Raw genomic sequence first — 19,994 nt, forward strand, 5'->3', positions numbered from 1 at the left:
ATCAAATGCCCCGCCACCGGGCCGGGCTGCGAAAAGTCGATCCGCCCTAGACCTGCGACGGCGGACGCCATATTCCCGCCGGGCGTCAGGAGGCCGTCGCGGGACGACAGCGCAGGACGACGCCTTTCTGACGGCGCGTATCTTTATCGGATTGGGATTACCCGTGGAAAACGACGCACCTTCGCCCCAGACGCCGAACCGGCGGATCGCGCTGCTGATCGATGCCGACAATGTATCGCACGCGAAGATCGCGCCGATCCTGGCCGAGCTTTCCAAATATGGCACGGCCAATATCCGCCGGGCCTATGGCGACTGGGGCAGCGCCGGGCTGAAGGGATGGAAGGACAAGCTCCACGATTTCGCGATCAGGCCGATCCAGCAGTTCAGCTACTCCACCGGCAAGAACGCGACCGACATAGCGCTGGTGATCGATGCGATGGAGCTGCTCTACACCCAGAAGCTCGACGCCTTCTGCATCGCATCGAGCGACGCCGATTTCACGCCATTGGTCATGCAGCTCAAGGCGAACGGCCATGACGTCTATGGCTTTGGCGAGCGCAAGACCCCTGCCCCCTTCGTGAACGCGTGCACGACCTTCCTCTATCTCGACAGCCTGGACGATCCGACCGCGCGCGCCGGCGCCGCCGAAGCAGTGGAAAAGCCAAAGAGCAGCGCCAGGGCGGCAAAGGCCGAGCCCAAGGCCGAGGCCGCCGCGCCGGCCAAGCTGAGTGGCAAGGCGCTGGCGCAGGATGCCGCGCTGGTGACGATCCTGCGCGGCGCCGTCGAGGCAGCGGCATGGGATGACGGATGGGCGTCGATGCCGGGCGCCGGCAGCGCGGCCAAGCGCCTCGCCTCGATCGATCCGCGCAATTACGGCGTGAAGAATTTCCCGGCCCTGTTCGAGACGATCGGCCTGTTCGACATCTACAAGGGCGAAGGCGGCCACAGCTATGTCGCCGACAAACGCAACAAGGACCGGGCGCCGCGACCGTCGCGGTGACGGGCGCCCGCCCGGGCGCGGAGGCTGTCCGGCGTCGGGAACTGTTCGCGATTCCATGATTTTAAACTGTAACCGGGCTCGGCTAGCTACGGCCGCGGGGTCGTGATGCCGCGACCGGAAGCGCGCAGTCCACAGCACGGCTACGACCGACGATTCATCCGGAGACATCATGACGCCCCTCAAAAACCTGCTGATCCTGAGCGCTGCGGCGATCTGTCTGAGCGCCTGCGACAAGTCCGCGACCTCCGGCGGCAATGCGACCGGCGCTGTCGCGGGCGCGGCCGGCGCCTCCACCGGGGCCGGTCAGCTCGAAGGCTATATCGAGGGGCACAACACCCTGATCGGCACCTTCGGCTTCGTCGAAACCGCCGAGAAATATCGCAAGGCTGATGTCGCCCATGCATCGACCACCGGCTATTTCAGCGTCGACGACGGGTGGATCGGACAGGGCGTCGATCAGCTGAAAAAGGCTCGGGCGCTGTCGGGCGCCTCGAGCGATCTCAACGCCGCCGCGGATGCCCTGATCCTGTCGATGGGCAAGGTGCGCGCGCATCTCGCGAACCTGGCGCCCTATTATAGCGGCAAGAAATATCTCGACGACAAGCTCGCGCGCGGCAAGCAGGAAGACCCCCAGATGCTGGCCGAACTGGCCGCTGCGGAAAAGGATCTGAACGCGTTCAGGCAGCTGCTCGATCGCGACATGGCCAAGCGCGACGAAGCGGTGCTGGCGAAACTGAAGAGCAGCGGCGACCTGCTCAATTACAACACGAAACTGGCGCTGGTCCGTTCGAACAAGCTGATCTCCCTGTTCAACCAGCCATCGGACATCCAGAACGCGGCGATCCTGGCCAAGGCCGACGCCGAAGTGGCGATCATCGAGCAGGCGATCGCCGACGCGCATCAGCAAGCCGTCAAGGCGAACAAGCGGGATCCATCCGGCCTGAGCTCGCTGACGACCATGATCGGCTATTACCGCACCCTGAAGCAGAGCCACAGCAACAGCGACGCCGAAGGAATGATGCGGACCTATAATCAGGCTGTGGATTCAGCGAATACCTTCGGCGGCATTAGCTGACGCTGGCGAGCGGCGGCGTCAGGCCTCATTTGGGCGTATGACCCTGCTCATTAGACGGATTGAATACCGCTACCATTGTGTGATGGTCACGGCACCGCGCCAGCGATTGCCTGACCTGGGCCGTGAGTGCAAAATTGGGTTAGTCTCAACTGGTACAATCGCGTTAGGAGCCCAACTTGAGCTACACGATCCATATTGAACGTTGTGGTGCGACGGGCGCGCGTGAGGCGATAGGTGAGAGCGAATGGTCAGCCGCTATAGAGGCTAATCATATCCTGAGATTTAGGGTCGAAGATTTCTCGGCTCGAAATCCGCAAACTGGTGAGCTCATCTCTATTAAAACCAGCGGCTATGATGTTGAACTTTTCTGTCAGGAGACCGAAGAGTGGATACCGACTTTCTTCTGGTCTCCAGCTGGCATAATAAGCTTCGACGCTTCAGATGACTTCGGTGAGCGCGAGGCGCCGTTAAGGTTGGTGGCGTCTGCCTTAGCTCGGTCGCTAAATGCCTCTTTGAGGGGCGACGAGGGTGAGATTTATACCTAGAGCGGATGACATCGCGTGGAATCGGCTTCCCTCTCCGTTCGTTTCGAGCGAAGTCGAGAAACCGCCAAGCAGCCCTCCACCAATGTTTCTCGACTTCGCTCGAAACGAACGGGTCTAGTTAAAGTCGTCCCGCTCCAGGCCGCTCATTGGTTCAGCGGTGGCATGAGCCAACATGGCCTGGCCGACTTTACGGAGCGTGACACACCGCCTCTTCCGAACAAGCCGGCTGCTCTGGGACCTAAGATCTGCCCAGATTCGTCGCGCGTTGATTTCCTCGGTGTGAATCGAATGCTGGCGCGATTGCGAATATCGAGCGCGGGAATATGATGCGCCTATGTGGCAATTGATTGTCTTGGCTCTGGCATCCTCGGTTCCTGCTGGACAACAAGGCCTGGTATTTGATGGCGAGGCTTTCGGGCCGCGACGAACCCTCACCTGCACTTGGTTCACCAACTTCGAGAATAGTCGCTTTGAGCAATGTCACGACGCGACGGGCAAATTGCTTCGCGACGGAGACGGGGCTTCAGTCAAATGCGCAGGAGACACATGCGCGCGACTGGACGCCGCAGCCCGAAAAGCAGCGGGTTGGCGAAAGCCTGAGCCGCCCTGGGGAACGTTCACGGTAAGGCTGGTCGGGCGGGTCAGCCTGTACCCCCATGAGAAGCGTTACCTGGGCGACGCCACAAGAACCGTTCTCATCGAGGAACTCTCGAGCGTTGGTGTATCGAAGTAGCTGCCTTACCTTATCGGTTCAAACCGGCTCAGCGTTTCGTCCAGTCGAGCATCATCCGCAATTGCCGGGTGCGGGTGCGCGTGACTTCCGCCCTGCACTGGTTTTCGGTGAAGGGCTGCATGCTGCCGCCACGCGATTCATAGCTTTCGATCCTGCACTCGGCGTCGCGAAACGCGATCCAGGCGCGCTGCGACGCCAGCAGCGCCGCCGCGAAACCCGGCTCCTGGATGCGGTCGAGGCGCTGCATCGCCGGATAGACCTGCTTCCAGGCCAGGTTCATTTCTGCGTCGGCGCGGTCGGCGACGGCCTTTTCGCACATCGTCATGGCCGTCTGGTTCGGCTTGTCGCCGCAAGAGTCGGCGGCCCCCGCCGCGAGAAACAATAGCCAGCCGATCATTGCGCATTCCCCTTTTCCGGCAAGCCATCGCGCCGCGCCGTCGGAAATCGATAACGTCTTTGCGCAGCCTCAGATGCATTGGCTGGCAGCCGGCTGAAGATTTTTACGGCAAGCGCCTGCTCCCGTTCACCGCTATCCCCGCCTCGGCACCAAGGTGAGCGCACGCGCTTCACGATCCGGGCGGATGCTCGCCATAGGCCCACATGCTGGTCAGCGTCACGTTCGCGCCGAACACGGCGCCGACCGACATGGTGATCATGTCCGGCAGGTCGGGATTGCCGCCCGGCCGCCGCCAGTAGAGCGTGCGGTATCCAGCCCCATCGACGGACTGCATGGGAGGGCCGAGACGGTTCAGCAACACCCGCTCGACGTATCGGCTATGCTTCAACCGCTCGGCATCGGTGGCATCGCTCGCCCAGGGCTCCCGAAAGGTCGCGACCGCCAGGCGGCGCGTCTCTCCCTCGCCGCGGAAATACAGGCTGACGGTCATTCTCTTGGCGGGCGCGCGAAAACAGGCGCTTTCGTCGCCGCGATTCAGGGGATTCGCCAGCACCTTCCCGGCCACGGCACATGGTACCTGGCGATAGTGATGGCCTTCCAGCGCAGCGTTCACGTCGCGCGGCGTCATCAGCGGCGCGATGCCGTCAATCGATCCGCCGCGCCAGTCCGGCCGTGATGGCTTGTCGCGTTCCTGCTCCTTGCCGCAGCCGGCAAACGCCAGGGCAATCAGGACCAGGCATGTCGTCCGGGGCGCTATCATCGCGCTTATGCCTAACCGGACCGGCGGCCGTATCAAGAGCTAACCTTCGCCGGGGCATCGGGAATGTTCGCGCGGCGGGTCTGCGGAAGGTCAGGCCGCCCAGCGTGATGGGGGGTCGGCCGCAGCTGGATCGAGATGGAGGTACAAGGACGAGAAATCGGCGAAATGCTCGAGCTGCCGCCAGTCGGCGCTGCCATAATAGCGGCCTTCTCGGGTGATCAGGCCCTGATCTGTCAGCGACCGCAGCACGCGGTTGACGTGAACCGCCGTCAGGCCGACCGCGTCGCCGATCTGTTCCTGAGTCATCGGCAACTCGAAGCCGTCGGCGATCTGCAACCCGGCCCGCGCCGTACGCAAGGCAAGCTCACACAGCAGGTGCGCGACGCGCACGACGGACTCGCGGCGCCCGACATTGACGATCCATTCGCGGTCGATCGCGGCGTCGACCGACGCCTCGACCCACAGCGCCCGGGCCACCGCCGGGTGATCGAGCGCCAGCCGGCGCAGCGGCTCGGCTTCGATGCTTGCGGCGACGATATGCGTCATTGCCTGGACGCCCTGATCGACGACGTTCAGGAACAGATGGGGCAAGTCGACGAAATCGCCGGGCAGCATCACCGCAGTGATCTGCCGCGCACCGGCGCGGGTTATCTTATGCCGGCAAGCAAAGCCGGAGAGAATGAACGAGCAGTGCGACGGGCGTTCGCCTTCGCGCACGAGCTTTCCGGAAGGCGCCAGACGCGTGATGCTGTGGGGAAGCGCGACGATTGCCGAGAGATCGGACTCCGTGAGGTCCGTACGCCGCGCCAGTTTCTGCGCGACGACTTCAAGGCCCGGGGTGTTGGGCATGATATTGTTCCAGAGGCGGAGCAGAGCCGCCGCTGGTGGTGTAGCTTAGTTTTGGGCTTGTCGGTGAATTACTTGCAAGGATCTGCGACGGGCATTGCGAGGGCCTTGCGCCGGTCGGCCTTATTCCTCGAAAGGGCCGCCGGCGATCGCATCGACCCAGGATGGTGGGGCGTAGCCGGGCACGAAACGCTCGCCGAAATCGCGGATGAAATTCTCGTAGGTCGTTTCTGGCCTGGTCTCGGCCTGGTGGAGCGCGCAGGCGGCAAAGGCACGCTTCATGTCGAGCCGCGGGACCGCGGCGACCACCGCCGCGATCTCGGCCGGATCGAGCGTCGCATAATCCGGCGTGCCGAAATCGACGCCGATTCCGCGCGCGGACAAGGCGACCTCGGTTTCCTTGAACAGGCTGATCGAATGCGTGGCGTGCAGCGCGATGCCGTCCCAGACGAGTTGCACGCGGCGGTCGTCGAAGCCGAGATCGCGCACGAACGCAGCCGCGATCGCAGCGCCGTTCACCTCGAAGCGATTGGGGCCATCGCCATGCGCGGTGAAGCCGAGATCGTGCAGCAGCGTCGTCACCGCGACGACCTCGGCATCGAAGCGCTCGCCGCGTTTCGCACCGAGCTTTGCGGCGAAGATCCAGGAGCGCGTCACATGGTTGAACAGGACAGGCGGCATGCGCTCGCGGGTATAGTCGAACGCACGCAGGATCACCGGCGTTTCGGGCAGTTCGGCGAACAGCCCGCGCAGTTCGCCATGGGACAAGGGTGGGAAAGCGGCGTCGGTCATCGATGGTCTCCCGTGCCTCGGTCGCGGCGCCCCTCAGCGGATGGTCATGGCGGGCCGGGCGCGATGCCCGGTCCGCGCGGCTCAGCTTCGGATGAAATCGAAGATGGCGGCGTTGATCACCTCGGCATGTGTCGTCGCCATGCCGTGCGGGAAGCCGGGATAGGTCTTGAGCGTGGCGTTGCGGAGCAGCTTCGCCGCTAGCCTGGCCGAATCGTCGACCGGTACGATCTGGTCGTCCTCGCCGTGCAGGATCAGCACCGGCTGCGCGATCTTCTTCAGGTCCTCGGTGAAATCGGTCTCCGAAAACGCCTTGATGCAATCATATTGCGCCTTGATGTCGCCGGTCATCGCCTGGCGCATCCAGTTGTCGCTGATCGCCTGCGAGGGCTTCGCGCCGGGGCGGTTATAGCCGTAGAAGGGCCCGGTCGCGAAACCCCGATAATATTCGGCGCGGTTGGCGGCAACGCCCTCGCGAATAGCGTCGAACACGGTGATCGGCAGCCCGCCGGGATTGGACGGGCTCTTCAGCATGACCGGCGGGATCGCGCCGATCAGCACGGCCTTCGCCACGCGCCCGCCGCCGCCATAGGTCGCGACATAGCGCGTCGCCTCGCCGCCGCCGGTCGAATGGCCGATATGGATCGCGTCGCGCAGGCCGAGATGGGCGGTGACCGCCGCGGCATCGGCGGCATAGGTGTCCATGTCGTTGCCATGCGCGCTCGGGCTCGACCGGCCATGGCCGCGGCGGTCATGCGCGACCACGCGATAGCCCTGGGCCGAGAAGAACATCATCTGATTGTCCCAGTCGTCGCCGCTGAGCGGCCAGCCGTGATGGAACATGATCGGCTGGCCGGTGCCCCATTCCCGGTAGAAGATGTGCGTGCCGTCCTTGACTGTGATGCTGTTCATCGTCTTGTCTCCGAAGGTTGATCGTGCGGGCGGGCCCGACGCGGATTGAGCGAAAGCGGATTGGGGCAGCGCGGATTGGGCCAGGGCGATACCGGTTACGGCCGCCGCCCCGACGAGCAGTTCGCGCCGCGACCCGCGGATAGTGCTGAACCGGTCCTGATCCGGATTGCTGGGCATGCGGGGCTCCGCTGGCTTGGCGGCGCCATCGCCGCTGGCCATCGGGGTAGCAGTGCCGCGGGCGGGCAGTGATGGGCGGAACCGACAAACAGCGAGGCATTACAGACAAATGACCAGCGAACGCCCTATCCTCGAGATCGGCATCCTGATCCGCGAGCAATCGCTGCTCGGCACGGTGCACGGCCTGGCCGACCTGTTCGGTTTCGCTGATCGGCTCGCGCGCCAGCGCGACGGCACGACCACGCCGGCGCTGCGGGTGAGCCGATTCATGGCCGGCCCGGACGGCGTCGCGCGAGCGGGGGAGCCGCCAGACATCGCAGCCGCCGAGCCGGCGATCGTCATCGTCCCGCCACGCGAGACGATCGCGCTTGGCATGGAAGAGCATCGCGCCGCCGGCGACTGGCTGCGCGCACGCCATGAAGCGGGCGTGGTGGTCAGCTCGATCTGCGGCGGCGTGTTCCTGCTGGCGCAGGCCGGGCTGCTCGACGGCCGGGAGGTTACGACTCACTGGGTCTGCGCCGGCGCACTGGCGAAGGACTTCCCGACGATCAGCGTAGATGCCGACCAGCTGGTGATCGACGATGGCGACGTGATCACGGCGGGCGGCATGATGGCCTGGGCCGATCTCGGCCTGCTCGTCATCGACCGGTTGCTTGGCCCGGCCGTGATGGCGGATACCGCGCGGTTCATGATGATCGATCCGCCGCGGCGCCAGCAGCGCTTCTATCGCCCGTTCGAGCCGCCGCGCGATCATGGCGACGCGGCCGTGGCGGCCGCCCAGGAGCGGTTGCACCACGAGGGGCCGGGCGGCGCGACGGTAGCCGACATGGCCGGATGGGCGCGGCTGGAGGTCCGCACCTTCGTGCGCCGCTTCCACCGCGCGACCGGGCTCAGGCCCAACGAATATAGCCAGCGCCTGCGCGTCGAGACGGCGCGGGCGCTGATCGAGACGTCGATCGAGCCGATCGGCACGATCGCCCAGGATGTCGGCTATGCCGATCCGGCTTCGTTCCGGAAAGTCTTTACCCGGGTGATGGGCCTGTCGCCCGCCGACTATCGCAGGCGGTTCGGGGTGCGCTCAGGCGAGCGCACGCTCGCCGCCGATACGCTCAGCTTGTAGCACCGCGCCACGGGTTCAGCAGTCGTCCGTCTCGGCTTCGGTGAGCGCCTGGCGCGGCACGTCGAGCCAGACGTGGCAGACATGCTCGGCGCCATCCTTCGAGCAGCTGATACGGCCATCGCCCTTGTGCAGGGCGGTCCCGCCGCAAGCGCTGCGTGCGCCCTTGCCCGGCAGGCGATCGTAGAGCGTCTTCGCCGCCGCGCCGGTGACGAGCAGATCGACGATTCCGGCGTCATAGGGAAAGGCGCGGGCGGTGGCCGGATCGGGCGCGCGCGCCGTCTCGACGCGTTGCTGCGCGCCGGCCATGGCCGCGAGCAGCGCAACCGGAAGGAGCAGGACGGCGGTGCGCCGGCTAATCATTGCGCAACCGGAATGAGTTCGAGTTCCGCCGCCGGCGGGCGATCGGCCGCGGCGCGAAGCGCGGTGACGAGCGTGGCCCGATCGGCGAAGATGCAGCTCGACGCCGATTGCGGATCGCGCGAAACATGGCCGCCGGTCTGCTCCGCCGTCTGCGCTGCCTCACTCGTGCAGCGCAGCAGGCTAAGCCGGTAGCGCCCGCCGCCGCTGTCGAGCAGCATGTAGAGCGCGTTACGCGGGTGCTCGGCGATCTGTTCGAGCTGAACGATATAGCGGCCCGCCTGGCGCGCGGGATCGAGCGGCACGATGACCGCGCGCACCGGATTGTCCGCCCCGGAAACGGCAAGTGTTCCGTCCGCCTGGCGGGCAATGCCGAGCACATCACCCTCGAGCGGCGACGCGCCGGTCTCGACCAGCCGGTAACGTCCGTCCGGGATGACCGCGACGGCCTCGGCCGCGCCGAACCAGGCCGGGCCGGACCAGCAGCCGCCGAGCAGGAACAGCGCTGCCAGCGCCGGCACAAGCCGCAAGCGCCCGGCCTATTCGTCGAGCAGGCTGGCGCGGCAGCCGGCGCTGCGGCATTCGCGCGTGCGATCGTTCAGCCAGTTGGTGCGGGCGATGGTGACGTCCTTCGCGCAGACCAGATCGACGCCGATCGCGCCCTCGGTCGAGCGGCCGCATTTCTCGTCGCGCTGGCGGATCCAGGCGCGCTGCGACTGCAGCAGGGTGGTGCGATCGGCTGCCTTGAGCTGGACGCGCAGCGCCTTGTACGCCGTGTTCAGATCGGTATCGGCCTGCATGAAGATCTTGCGCTCGCAATAGATGCTGTCGAAATTGCTGCGCGGGTTGTCACAGCTGGTTTCCTTCGCCTGCCCTGGGGCGGCCAGCGCCGCGGAGGCGCCCGGCAGGGCCGGCATGATCATGGCAAGACCGGCAATCAAGGCAATGCTTCGCATGGTTTTTCCTCCGTTTGCCCGTACTACGCCCGAGCGCCGGATTGGCTCCTAGCCGAGCGTTTCCAACAGCACTACCGCCATCCCCCCTGTCCGGAAACAATGCCTTCTCACCTGCCCTCGAAACCATCCTGGAGCACGGCGCGTTCGGACTTGCAAAGGGGCAACGCTTGCGCGGCATCGATTTCAGTTCCTGGCAGAGCGTGCTCGCGACGGTGATCGGCCTGGCGCTGGTGACGCTGATCGGCGTCGGTATCCGGCTGCTCACGATGGTCACCATCCAGCAGCGCCGCGAGCGGATGAACCGCCAGATCAACGAGCGGCTGCGCACGCTGATCGCGGCCTACAAGGTGCTGGGCGGTTCCTTCACCGGCAATCTCGCGGTCGACCCGACGCACCTGCGCGACCTGCGATCACGCGAGACGAGCGACGGCGCTGAGCCGGGCGGGACCGGATCCGACCGATCGCGCCGTATTCGCGACGCCGTCGAGGCGGCCCTGTCCGACATCATCCTGCTCGGCACCGAACAGCATGTGCGCCTGGCCGAAGCGGCCGCGCGCGCGCTGATCGCCGGGCAGCCGGTGCACACCCATGAGCTGGTCGTCGCGCTGCGCACCTTCATCCGCGAAGCGCTGGATCTCGACCCGATCCCGGCCGACCTGGCGATCCCGAGCCAGGGCCCTACCCGTCCCGCCACATCCGGCGGACGCGGCAAAAGCGAGGGCAAGGAGGGTGGTCGCCAAGGCGGTGGAGGCGGCGGCGGCATGGGCATGGGTGGCGGGATGGGGATGGGCGGGGGCGACGTCGATGGCGATCCCCACGCACCGCCTTCATCCTGGACGGCGATCGGCACCGGGCACTCAAGCACTCCTCATATCCAGGTATAGCTATCGCACGATCTATATCGGAACGAAGCTGCGCCGCATCACCGGCAGCGGAGACTCGACATGACGGATTCTGGGACGGGCAATGGCTGGGGCTGGATCCTGGCATATGGCATCGCGGCTGGCTGATCCTGCTCGGCGGCATCGATATCGTAGCGGGCGCAGTGCTGCTGTTCGCCGGCCCGGCCGCCGCGCTGACCTTCCTGGCGGCGGCGATCGGGATCAGCTTCCTGTTCCGCGGCTTTCTGCTGGCCGCCTTCGCGCTACGCCTGAAACGGGCGTAGCGCGAGTGCGCTTCAGGCTTGCGGCTTGGCGGCGCGCTTCGGGGCGGCTGCCTTGGCCGGGGCCGGCGCAGGCGCGCTGGTGCGGGCGGCGACAGTGGCGGCAAGCGCGCGATTGCGGCGCTTGTTGGCGGTGCGGAGCTGGCCCATCGAAAATCCCGTCGTCATGAAATGGCGCGGCAGCATGATCGGCCGCCGCGTAAGGCGGCCTGCATGGTCATGATCGGCCGCCGATGACAAGCGCTATCGCCCTCACGGAACGGGCGACGCCGCTGCCGCCGGAAAGATGGCGGCGAAGGAGCGGCTCTCCGGCAGGACGTACACGACCCCGTCGCGCGGCCGGAACAACGCCGCCACGACCTGTTCGTAAAAGGCGACGGGCACGTTGATGCAACCATAGGAAATGCGGTTGTCGAGCGTGGTGGCGGTGGCGAGCCGTTCGAGCCGACGTTCGGCCGGCTTGCCGGTGACGACGCGGTGGAGCGAGATCGCCGCATCATAATCGATCCACAGGATATCGTGCGAAAAGTTGCGGCCCATTTCCGCATCGAAGCGGCCCGCCGGGGTGACCCGATCGGCCGGACCGATATCGGCGAGCTTTCGATTGCCGATACCGGGCGGCGAGACGTCACCTCGCGCCAGGCCGAGCAGCACGGGCGCATCCCCGCGGATCGCGCCGTCCGGTCCGAAGGCAAAGACGCGCGCGCCGGCTTTGTCGACGATCAGGAACGGGCGGCCATGCGCATCCCCCGAGCGCACCACCCAATCGGCAAGCCGGCGCGTATCGGGCGAGGCGGCGACGCCGGAGAAATCGGCGCCGGCCCCCGCCCCAGCCGGTCCGGCCAGAGCCGGCCCGGCCGCGAGCAGGGCAAGGCACAGGCCGGCAGCCCAGGGCACCGTTCCGGATCGCCGCATCTAGTTGCGATCCTGCTTGGCGGGGCGATTGGGCACGAACGGCCGGGCCGGCGCTTCCTCGGCCGGGATCGGCTGGACCTCCAGCGGAGCCGGGACAAATTCCTGCTCGGCGACGGGAGGGAGTAGCGATTCGAGCTGCTCGCCCGGGACCGGCACGCCGTTATCCACAACCACCATGCCGGGGAGGCCACCGCCGGGCGAGTAGCTCACCGGCAGCAGCACCGGCGGCGCATAGGGCAGGACGACCGGCGTCGTGCCGGGCGGCGGCACGATGACCGGCGTCGTTACCGGAGGCACGACCACGACCGGCGGCACCACCACGGGCGGTACGACCACCGGCGGTACGACGACGGGTGGCACCACGACCGGCGGCACCTCGACCGGCGGCACCACGACGACGGCCGGGGTGATCGTACCCGTGGTGCGGAAGGTAGAGACGCAGCAGGACCCTGCCAGCGCATATTGGCCCGCATTGGCGCCGGCCAGGCTGTAGCCGGTATAGGTGATCCCGACATTCGATCCGGGCGCCGCGCTGTCGAACACGGCGCTGGCGCCGGCCCCGGCGACCAGCGTCACGCCGACCGGCAGGCCGGACGTTGCGGTGGTGTTGAAGCCGGTGAGCGTCGTCGCGGTCGTGCCGTCGGCGGCCCTGCCGCCATTGGGGAAGAGCAGCATGCGCTGCACCACCGACGCGCCCAGGGTGAGCGTGAAGAAGCCGGCGAAATTCGTCGGCGCGGCATAGGAGACGGGATTATAGTTGATCACGACCGCTGCGTTCGGCCCCGTGACGGTGACCGGAGGCGTGAGTGGCGCGAACACCAGGGTGCCGCCGCCGACGCCCGGGCCAGTTCCATCGGCACCAGCGATGATCAGCAGGCCGGGCTGAAGGCCGAGGCTCTGCGACGGGATCGTGCTGCCCCGGGTCAGCGTAACCGCGGCGGCGATGGTCACGTCATGCCCGGCGCACAGCGCGATATTGCCGTCCGTCGTGGTCATCGCGTGGAACACGTTCACATTGCGACCGGCGTTGAGCAGGATGCTGCCATTGGTGGTGGTGAGCGCCGCATTGACGTTCACGTCGCGCCCGCAGCACGCCACGATATTGCCGTTGGTCGCGGTAATCGAATTGTTGATCACCACGTCGCGCACGGCGTTCAGGCGCAGCGTGGTGGTGCTCGGCGAGGCCGTCCAGGCGATCGCGTCATTGACGATGATGTCGCCATTGCCGGTCAGCGTCGTGCCGAGCGTGGTCGTCGGTGGCGTGCCGGGGACCGTCGCGTCCGGGCCGGGCAGCGTCGTGATCGTCACGCTGTTTGTCACCAGCAGCGCCGACAGGGTCGAACCGGAGATGTTGCCGCCGGCACCGATGATGAAATCCTGCGGATCGATCAGCCAGGTGCCGGTGAGCCCGGCGGGCGCGAGCGTGGTGACGTTGGCGCCGGCCGCGATGTTCACATGCGCGGCGGAGGTTTCGATAAAGCCGCCGTTCCCGCCATGCGCCGCGCTGGCGTCGAGCGTGCCGGCCACGCTGACCGTGCCGTTCTGCATGTCGCCCATCAGATAGATCGAGCCGTTGCGGCTTTCGATCGTGCGCGCTTCGATCACGCCCGTATTATTCACGGCGGTGCCGAGCAGCTGGCCGGCGCCCTGAGTCGTCAGCAGCACGCGGCCGCCATCGGCGCGGATCAGCCCGCCATTGCGGACCAGCGCGCCGACCGCCCCGGTATCGACCACGATGTTGAGCAGGCCATCGCCCGCGACGTCGAGCGTCATCGCTTCGCCCGCGGCCAGCGCGACGCTGCCGAAGCGGGCCGCGATCGTGCCGTCATTGCCGACCTTCGCGCCGAGCAGGGCGACGAAGCCGCCATCGGCCGCGGTGATGCTGCCCTGGTTGAGCACGGTGCCGTTGCTCTTGCCCGCGAAGCGGTATTTGCCGGCCATGAAATCCGCGTCGGTGATGCCGAGCGTCGAGGCGACCAGGCCGCCGACATTGACCTGAGCGCCCGCGCCGAACAGCACGCCGTTCGGATTGACCAGGAACACCCGGCCATTGGCCGTCAGGCTGCCGAAGATCTGCGATGCATCGGGGCCGAGCACCCGGTTGAGCGCGACCGAACTGCTGTCCGGCTGGACGAAGGTGACGCTGTTGCCCTGGGCGATGTTGAAGCTGTCCCAGTTGATCGCCGCGGCATGAGTCGACTGGTTGATCGTGACGCTGCCGGGGCCACCGGTGATCGTGGCGGCGCCGCCAACGACCGTGCCACCGCTGGGCAGGGCCTGGGCATGCGCCTGGCCGCCAAAGGCGAGTGAGCCGGCCAGCCCCAGAAGGACCAGCGCAGTCGAACCGAGCAACCGGGCGTGGCGCGCCCTGGCGAAGAAGGGAGCGGGAGCAGCGAAGGCAGGATGGATGGCATTCATGATCGGATTCCTTGAAGCGGAGGTAGGCGCGCCGCGACGGGGCGCGCGCCGTCAGAAGGTCTTGGAGACCTGGAACCAGAAGCGCCCCTTGCGATCGGGGGCCGACGTTGCGAGCGTATCGCCGATCCTGCGGGCATAGCTTACCTTCAGGGTGATATTTTCGGGCGCGTACCAGGCCAGCCCGACGCCGTAGCCGCTGCGGTTCGCCCGGTTGCTGCCGGTGAACCAGGGGTGCTTGGCATAGTTGACGCGGCCGGTGTCGACGAAGCCGAACAGCTGGAGCCCACCGGGGAAGCTCGGCGTCCAGTCGCTCAGCATCAGCCGCGCCTCGGCAGTGGCGATATAGCCCTGGTCGCCATAGGCCTCGCCTTCAGGATAGGCGCGTACGCCGTAAGCGCCGCCCAGCTCCATCTTTTCGGAGATGTCGAGATTGTCGAACGCGACCTGGCCGCGCACCGCGCCATAGAGCGAGAAGGGCCCGGCGACATTCTGCAGCCGCGCGGCGCTGAAGGCGAGCTTGTTGTAGCCCCCGTCAGTCCGCGCCGTCAGCGCATCGGCGGCGCGATCGAGCGGGCTACGCAGATCGAGGTCGCCGATCGTCCAGGCCAGCGAGAAGGCCGTCCAGCCGCCGCCGCCGAAATTGTCGCGCATCGTGCCGTTGATGCCAAGCGTGGCCGCCTGGCTTGCCTTGCGCGTGCGGGCGGAGACCAGATCGATCCTGTCGTCGAAGGATTTCGCATCGACGCTGCCGACCAGATAAAGACTGGCGCGGCGCGTGCGAACCAGCGGGTAGCTGGCGTAGAGGCTGGCGACATTGGCGGTGCCGTGCGCATCGAGGCTTTCGAATTCGTGGCTGAGATCATAGCTGAAATGCGCATAGGCGATGCCCATGGTGAGGTTGCCGATCGGCACCTGCCAGGAGACGCGGCCATAAGCGAGGCCTTCGGTCGAGGCGAGCAAGCGCAGGCCGAGCTGATCGCCCAGCCCGGTTGCGTTGTTGAGGTTGATCGAGCCGCCGCCGCGATACGCCCCGGTGTAGCGATTGCCGGCATTGTCCGCCTCGATGCTGCCGGTGATGCGGCGACCGTTGGCGAGATCGACCGTCAGGTCCGAGGTTCCGGGCGTGGCGCCGGGGGCGAGCGTCGAACTGACCGCAACGCCGGGCAGATCGGACAGGAGCAGCAGCCGGCGCTCGAGCGGCGCGTTGGCGACGACGTCTCCGCTGTCGATGCCGCGCAGCACGCCGCGGGCGACATGGTTCGACAGGTTGCTGTCGTTATGCAGGCCGATCTTGCCGTAGCGCCCCTCGATCACCGCGATGGTGACCGAGCCGCCCTGCACATCCTGCGCAGGGAGATAGGCCTGGGCGAGGAAATAGCCGCGCGCGCGGTAGAAACCGGCGATGCGGGCGGCGCCCGCACGCAGATCGAACAGGCTGAGATCGCTGCCCGGGGTGATGCCGCTCGCCGCGATCAGCGTCGGTTCGTCGAACAGCGTCTGGCCGGTGACCTGCAGCGCGGTAACGCGGATCTTCGTTCCGGCCGGATCCGCGGCGGCCACGGCCGGCGGCGGCGCGACCACCAGGACCGGATCGACCTTCGGCGCCGTGGGCGCGGGGGGAATCTGCTGCAACTGCCCGCCGGCAGAAGGAATTTGCTGCGCGAACGCCGTTTGGCCGGTCGCGATCAACGCCACCGTCAGGAAGCCGAGCTTCATCCGATTATCCCTCACCTGACGCAAACATGATGCCTGTCACCGTGCGCAGGACACGGTGCGGCTTTTAGGCAATGCGAAATATCGGTCTGTCCGATATTCGGATCAGACGCGATTCGGGCGAAACCATCCGCAATATTCGCTAGTGCATTGCTCAATGTTTCGCCGCGTATAAAGTTCCTAGGAGAAATAATAAATAAATGATGTAAGTGTTAATACTTAGGCCATTTATTTGCGAGGCAATCGCAATATCATATCGTTTTTTATATGCGATGAACGAAATCCTGAATGGGCCGCTCGATATTGGTCGATCGCACGAAAAAGCGCGTTTGAATTCGACGGAACATCGGCCTGCGGCAAGTCGGCGCATTCGGCCAGCGAGCCGCTAAAGTTCGTGACGGGGCTCGATCACCGATCCGCGGATATCGCGACGGCCGCCGGGGCGCGGACGCGGCGCAATGCGGCGAGCAGCGGCCGCTCGAGCAGTAGATAGGCAAGGATACCGCCGCCCATTGCCAGGGCGAAGCCGGCCGCCGCGGTGACCGCTGCGGGCAGATGCAGGCGTGCCGCGACGACCGCGCAGAACTGAAGCGGGAAAATCTGCCAGAGATAGATCGAGTAGCTCGCATCGCCGAGAAGGCGGAGCGGCCGCCATTCCGGGATGCCGCCACCGCGCCCTTCGAAGAACAGCACCGCCATCAGGATCAAAGTGGCCCCGGCACCTTCGATGCCGCCGCGCATGCCCGGCCAGACCAGCCGGGGAATCCATAGCAGCAGTGCGACGAGCAGGAGCAGCACGATCAGCCGCCGATGCTCCGGCCGGACCCAGGCCACGCCCAGCCAGGCGCCGGCGACGAAATCGAGCAGGATCGGATCAGTCCAGGCGATCGCCACGGCCCCGGTCGGATGGAACAGCTTGCCCGCCGCGACCAGGCCCCCGATGATGCAGGTCAGCACGAGCACCCGGTAGCGCGGCAGGAACAGCAGCAGCGCGAAGATGGCGTAGAACAGCATCTCGGCATTGAGCGTCCAGCCCAGCGGCATCATCGGCAGCGGCGTATGCCGTCCACCGCCCGCGCTATAGGGAATGAAGGCGAAGGACGCGGCGATCCGCGCCGGATCGAGCCGGACCTGCGCCGACAGGCCGAGCAACCCGACCACCACGACCGCAGCGGTCGCGATCCAGTAGAGCGGCGCGACGCGCAGGAAACGATCCCGGAAAAAAGCCCAGGGCCGCGCCCCGCCGGCGGTGATCGCGACCATCAGGAAGCCGCTGAGCACGAAGAACAGATCGACCCCATAAGCAGCGAAGGGCAACGGGGCCCCGGCGCCCTGCGAGACGTGGAAGATCACGACGCCCGTCGCGGCGATGCCACGCAGATATTGCAGGCCGAACAGGCGGCGGGGCGTGTCGCCATCCTGCATCATCGTCGCCTTGCCCCCCATCGGCGAACGATAGGCGGCGATCGCACAACCCTCAACCGTCAGCGTTCGGCCCGCGCGAAGAAGGGCGCGCGCTTGGCCAGTTCGAACAGGAGCAGCAGCAGGACACCGCACCCCGCCACCACGGCCAGCTCGGCCAGGCCGAGCGGCGCGAATTGCAGGATGCGCTGGACCGGCGCGACCAGCAGGATGATCGCGCTGCCCAGCGCAACAAAGGCGAGCACATAGCGGAAGACCGGATTGCCGCGGAACAGCGCGTGGGCCAGCGAGGTGCTGAACGAACGATTGGCGAGCACCAGCGCCAGCGTCGCCGCGACCAGCGCGAAAAAGATCAATGTGCGCAACGTCGCAGCCGGCAGGCCGAGCCACGCCCCGGCGAGATACACGCTGCTGAGCAGCAGGAAGGCAAGCCCGCCCTGAACCACACTGCGCGCGACCAGCGGCAGGGAGAACAGCCGTGCCCGGGGATCGCGCGGCGGCCGGGTCATCAGGTGGCGTTCCTCGCGCTCGGCCTCGAACACCAGCGCGCAGACCGGATCGATGATCATTTCGAGCAGCGCGATCTGGATCGGCCCGAAGATCACCGGCATGCCGGTGACCAGCGGCAACAGCGCGAGCCCGGCGATCGGCACGTGCACGCCGAAGATGAAGCCCATCGCCTTGCGGATATTGTCGTAGATTCGCCGGCCGACCCGGATCGCGGCGACGATCGCCCCGAAATCATCCTCGACCAGCACGATCGCCGATGCCTCGCGGGCGACGTCGGTGCCACGCTTGCCCATCGCGACGCCGATATGCGCTGCCTTCAGCGCGGGCGCGTCGTTCACGCCGTCGCCCGTCATGGCGACCACTTCGCCCGCGGCCTTGAGCGCGGAGACGATCCGCAGTTTCTGTTCGGGCATCGTGCGGGCGAAGACCGCAACCGAGCCGATGCGCGCGGCGAGCGCATCATCGTCGAGCGCCGCGACCTCGTCGCCGCGCAGCAGCTCGCCCGGCGCGATGCCGGCCGCCGCCGCGATCGCCCGCGCGGTGACCGCATAGTCGCCGGTGATCATCACGACCCGGATGCCCGCCGCCTGGCATTGGGCGACTGCCTCGACCACGCCAGCGCGCAACGGATCCGACAGACCGACCAGCCCGAGCAGGGTGAAGGCATGATCCTCATGCGGCCGGCCGAGATCGTCGATGCCGGCAGTGCCAGACGCGACGCCGAGCACGCGCATCCCGCGCCCCGCCATCGCCTGCGCCGCCGCATCGAGCGCGGCCCGGGCGGAGTCGTCGAGCCGGCACAGCCCAGCGATTGCCTCCGGCGCGCCCTTGGCGGCGACGACCAGCGGCGCGGCATCGTCGGCCGGTTGCCAGACGTTCGACATGGCGAGCAGATCGGGACGCAGGCCCCAGGAATGGACCAGCGCCAGCCCGTCGGACGACGCCGTCCCCGCATCACGCGCGGCGGCGTGGAAGGCGATCTCCATCGGATCGACCGGGATCGGCGCGCTGGCGAGCGCGCCGGCCGCGAGCAGCGGATTGAACCCGACATCCGCCGCGTCCGACGCGAGCGCGAGGCTGCGGCCGTCCGGCAGCCACAGTTCGGCGACGGTCATGCGGTTCTGGGTGAGCGTGCCGGTCTTGTCCGTGCACAACACCGTCGCGGCGCCCATTGTCTCGATCGCCGCGGTTCGCCGGGTGAGCACGCCGACCTGGGCGATGCGCCAGGCGCCCATCGCGAAGAAGATCGTCAGCACCACCGGGAATTCCTCCGGCAGCAGCGACATGCCGATGGCGATGCCGGCCAGGCTCGCCTCCAGCCAGCTGCCGCGGAACAGCCCGGTGAGCAGCACGACCAGCAAGGCCATGGCGATGCCGCCGATCGCGCAGAGCCGCACGATCCGGGCTGTCTCGCGCTGCAGGTGCGGCGTCTCGGGATCGAGCGCGGCGAGCGAGCGGCCGATCTGGCCGATGCGGCTGCGCGCGCCGGTCGCGGTGACGCGCGCGATGCCGCTGCCATGCGTGACGATCGACCCGAAATAGACCTGCGGCCGATCGTCCCCGCCGGGATCGGCCGAGTCGCTCTCCCCTTCAGTAGCGGCGCGCTTGCGTACCGGGACCGATTCGCCGGTGAGCAGGGATTCGTCGGCCTGGAAATCCTGCGCCTTGAGCAGCACCGCATCGGCGGCGACGCGATCGCCTTGTTCGAGCATCAGGAGATCGTCGCGCACCACGTCGCGGCCGGCGACGCGCACCGTCTCGCCGTCGCGGATGACAAGCGCGCGCGGGGCGGAGAGATCGCGCAGTGCCTCGAGCACATTTTCGGTCCGGGCTTCCTGGACGATGGTCATGCCGATCGAGAAGCCGGCAAAGGCAAGGAGGATCAGCGCCTCCGCCGTGTCGCCGAGCAGCAGATAGATCAGACCGCCGGCCAGCAGCATCGCCAGCATCGGCTCGCGCAGGACTTCGCCGGCGATGCGCAGCGGCGTGCGGCGGCCGGCGCGTGGCAGCTCGTTCGGGCCGTCGCGAACGAGGTGTTCGCGGACCTGCGCCAGCGACAGACCCTGTCGCTCGCCGTCAGTGTGCATGCGCCGGCCCACCGGGCGGGTGGGCAACCATCGGACTGTGTTTCATCCCGCCATCGTAGCGGGGCCGCTGCCCCGCCATATGCGCAATGACCCCAATAGG

Annotated in this window: 19 protein-coding genes; 5 read left to right on the forward strand and 14 right to left on the reverse strand. The window is 66.9% G+C overall.

Annotation, left to right across the window (positions count from 1 at the left end; all coding sequences use genetic code 11):
• Window positions 1-163 precede the first annotated feature (163 nt).
• The 3 genes from U1769_RS02660 (at window position 164) to U1769_RS02670 (ending at window position 2,620) form a co-directional block, all read left to right on the forward strand.
• Entirely contained in the window at window positions 164-1,000 is an 837-nt protein-coding gene (locus U1769_RS02660; protein WP_332711560.1) for an NYN domain-containing protein, read from the forward strand.
• A gap of 169 nt (window positions 1,001-1,169) precedes the next feature.
• Window positions 1,170-2,075 (forward strand): DUF3829 domain-containing protein, encoded by a 906-nt coding sequence (locus U1769_RS02665; RefSeq protein ID WP_332711562.1) that lies wholly within the window; start codon window positions 1,170-1,172, stop codon window positions 2,073-2,075.
• A 176-nt stretch (window positions 2,076-2,251) separates the two neighbouring features.
• Window positions 2,252-2,620, forward strand: a complete 369-nt coding sequence (locus U1769_RS02670) for a hypothetical protein (RefSeq protein ID WP_332711565.1) — start codon at window positions 2,252-2,254, stop codon at window positions 2,618-2,620.
• Window positions 2,621-3,381: 761 nt separating this feature from the next.
• On the opposite strand, the gene U1769_RS02675 is transcribed toward U1769_RS02670, so the two are convergent.
• The 5 genes from U1769_RS02675 to U1769_RS02695 form a co-directional block, all read right to left on the reverse strand.
• Window positions 3,382-3,750: a lysozyme inhibitor LprI family protein gene (locus tag U1769_RS02675; RefSeq protein ID WP_332711568.1), complete on the reverse strand. Its 369-nt coding sequence runs from the start codon at window positions 3,748-3,750 to the stop codon at window positions 3,382-3,384.
• A 169-nt stretch (window positions 3,751-3,919) separates the two neighbouring features.
• On the reverse strand, window positions 3,920-4,510 hold the full coding sequence (locus U1769_RS02680) for a hypothetical protein (protein WP_332711571.1): 591 nt from the start codon (window positions 4,508-4,510) through the stop codon (window positions 3,920-3,922).
• 90 nt (window positions 4,511-4,600) lie between these two features.
• Window positions 4,601-5,359 carry a Crp/Fnr family transcriptional regulator gene (locus U1769_RS02685; RefSeq protein WP_332711573.1) on the reverse strand — a complete coding sequence of 253 codons (759 nt, stop codon included), beginning with the start codon at window positions 5,357-5,359 and terminating at the stop codon, window positions 4,601-4,603.
• Between the two features lie 120 nt (window positions 5,360-5,479).
• Entirely contained in the window at window positions 5,480-6,148 is a 669-nt protein-coding gene (locus U1769_RS02690) for an HD domain-containing protein (protein WP_332711576.1), read from the reverse strand.
• Window positions 6,149-6,229: 81 nt separating this feature from the next.
• Window positions 6,230-7,057 carry an alpha/beta fold hydrolase gene (locus tag U1769_RS02695; RefSeq protein WP_332711579.1) on the reverse strand — a complete coding sequence of 276 codons (828 nt, stop codon included), beginning with the start codon at window positions 7,055-7,057 and terminating at the stop codon, window positions 6,230-6,232.
• Between the two features lie 286 nt (window positions 7,058-7,343).
• On the opposite strand from U1769_RS02695, the gene U1769_RS02700 reads away from it, so the two are divergent.
• Window positions 7,344-8,354 (forward strand): GlxA family transcriptional regulator, encoded by a 1,011-nt coding sequence (locus U1769_RS02700; RefSeq protein WP_332711582.1) that lies wholly within the window; start codon window positions 7,344-7,346, stop codon window positions 8,352-8,354.
• A gap of 15 nt (window positions 8,355-8,369) precedes the next feature.
• On the opposite strand, the gene U1769_RS02705 is transcribed toward U1769_RS02700, so the two are convergent.
• The 3 genes from U1769_RS02705 to U1769_RS02715 are packed head-to-tail and all read right to left on the reverse strand — an operon-like array spanning window position 8,370 to window position 9,667.
• The gene (locus tag U1769_RS02705) at window positions 8,370-8,714 is read right to left on the reverse strand and encodes a hypothetical protein (RefSeq protein WP_332711585.1); all 345 of its coding nucleotides are present in this window, start codon (window positions 8,712-8,714) and stop codon (window positions 8,370-8,372) included.
• Complete coding sequence (locus U1769_RS02710; RefSeq protein ID WP_332711588.1) at window positions 8,711-9,241, reverse strand: hypothetical protein; 531 nt, start codon at window positions 9,239-9,241, stop codon at window positions 8,711-8,713. The genes U1769_RS02705 and U1769_RS02710 overlap by 4 nt, the downstream gene beginning before the upstream one ends.
• A gap of 9 nt (window positions 9,242-9,250) precedes the next feature.
• Window positions 9,251-9,667, reverse strand: coding sequence for a lysozyme inhibitor LprI family protein (locus U1769_RS02715; protein ID WP_332711591.1), 417 nt, complete (start codon window positions 9,665-9,667; stop codon window positions 9,251-9,253).
• 167 nt (window positions 9,668-9,834) lie between these two features.
• Between U1769_RS02715 and U1769_RS02720 the strand changes: the two genes are divergently transcribed.
• Window positions 9,835-10,551 carry a hypothetical protein gene (locus U1769_RS02720; protein WP_332711594.1) on the forward strand — a complete coding sequence of 239 codons (717 nt, stop codon included), beginning with the start codon at window positions 9,835-9,837 and terminating at the stop codon, window positions 10,549-10,551.
• Window positions 10,552-10,844: 293 nt separating this feature from the next.
• On the opposite strand, the gene U1769_RS02725 is transcribed toward U1769_RS02720, so the two are convergent.
• From U1769_RS02725 to U1769_RS02750, 6 genes are all read right to left on the reverse strand, one after another.
• Window positions 10,845-10,997 (reverse strand): hypothetical protein, encoded by a 153-nt coding sequence (locus U1769_RS02725; protein ID WP_332711597.1) that lies wholly within the window; start codon window positions 10,995-10,997, stop codon window positions 10,845-10,847.
• A gap of 84 nt (window positions 10,998-11,081) precedes the next feature.
• The gene (locus U1769_RS02730; protein WP_332711600.1) at window positions 11,082-11,744 is read right to left on the reverse strand and encodes a L,D-transpeptidase; all 663 of its coding nucleotides are present in this window, start codon (window positions 11,742-11,744) and stop codon (window positions 11,082-11,084) included.
• Window positions 11,745-14,162, reverse strand: coding sequence for a two-partner secretion domain-containing protein (locus tag U1769_RS02735; protein WP_332711602.1), 2,418 nt, complete (start codon window positions 14,160-14,162; stop codon window positions 11,745-11,747).
• Window positions 14,163-14,213: 51 nt separating this feature from the next.
• A complete protein-coding gene (locus U1769_RS02740; protein WP_332711605.1) occupies window positions 14,214-15,878 on the reverse strand; it encodes a ShlB/FhaC/HecB family hemolysin secretion/activation protein in 1,665 nt (554 codons plus the stop codon).
• Between the two features lie 405 nt (window positions 15,879-16,283).
• Window positions 16,284-17,321 carry an acyltransferase family protein gene (locus U1769_RS02745; RefSeq protein WP_332711608.1) on the reverse strand — a complete coding sequence of 346 codons (1,038 nt, stop codon included), beginning with the start codon at window positions 17,319-17,321 and terminating at the stop codon, window positions 16,284-16,286.
• 38 nt (window positions 17,322-17,359) lie between these two features.
• A complete protein-coding gene (locus tag U1769_RS02750) occupies window positions 17,360-19,894 on the reverse strand; it encodes a cation-translocating P-type ATPase (RefSeq protein ID WP_332711610.1) in 2,535 nt (844 codons plus the stop codon).
• Between the last annotated feature and the right edge of the window lie 100 nt (window positions 19,895-19,994).

It is taken from the genome of Parasphingomonas zepuensis (assembly GCF_036663735.1).
Lineage (GTDB): Bacteria > Pseudomonadota > Alphaproteobacteria > Sphingomonadales > Sphingomonadaceae > Sphingomonas.

Coding starts and splice junctions, on each gene's coding strand:
- U1769_RS02665 (WP_332711562.1), top strand. CDS start 1,170: ATGACGCCCCTCAAAAACCTGCTGATCCTGAGCGCTGCGGCGATCTGT.
- U1769_RS02675 (WP_332711568.1), bottom strand. CDS start 3,750: ATGATCGGCTGGCTATTGTTTCTCGCGGCGGGGGCCGCCGACTCTTGC.
- U1769_RS02680 (WP_332711571.1), bottom strand. CDS start 4,510: ATGATAGCGCCCCGGACGACATGCCTGGTCCTGATTGCCCTGGCGTTT.
- U1769_RS02685 (WP_332711573.1), bottom strand. CDS start 5,359: ATGCCCAACACCCCGGGCCTTGAAGTCGTCGCGCAGAAACTGGCGCGG.
- U1769_RS02690 (WP_332711576.1), bottom strand. CDS start 6,148: ATGACCGACGCCGCTTTCCCACCCTTGTCCCATGGCGAACTGCGCGGG.
- U1769_RS02695 (WP_332711579.1), bottom strand. CDS start 7,057: ATGAACAGCATCACAGTCAAGGACGGCACGCACATCTTCTACCGGGAA.
- U1769_RS02700 (WP_332711582.1), top strand. CDS start 7,344: ATGACCAGCGAACGCCCTATCCTCGAGATCGGCATCCTGATCCGCGAG.
- U1769_RS02705 (WP_332711585.1), bottom strand. CDS start 8,714: ATGATTAGCCGGCGCACCGCCGTCCTGCTCCTTCCGGTTGCGCTGCTC.
- U1769_RS02715 (WP_332711591.1), bottom strand. CDS start 9,667: ATGCGAAGCATTGCCTTGATTGCCGGTCTTGCCATGATCATGCCGGCC.
- U1769_RS02725 (WP_332711597.1), bottom strand. CDS start 10,997: ATGACGACGGGATTTTCGATGGGCCAGCTCCGCACCGCCAACAAGCGC.
- U1769_RS02730 (WP_332711600.1), bottom strand. CDS start 11,744: ATGCGGCGATCCGGAACGGTGCCCTGGGCTGCCGGCCTGTGCCTTGCC.
- U1769_RS02735 (WP_332711602.1), bottom strand. CDS start 14,162: ATGAATGCCATCCATCCTGCCTTCGCTGCTCCCGCTCCCTTCTTCGCC.
- U1769_RS02740 (WP_332711605.1), bottom strand. CDS start 15,878: ATGAAGCTCGGCTTCCTGACGGTGGCGTTGATCGCGACCGGCCAAACG.
- U1769_RS02745 (WP_332711608.1), bottom strand. CDS start 17,321: ATGGGGGGCAAGGCGACGATGATGCAGGATGGCGACACGCCCCGCCGC.
- U1769_RS02750 (WP_332711610.1), bottom strand. CDS start 19,894: ATGCACACTGACGGCGAGCGACAGGGTCTGTCGCTGGCGCAGGTCCGC.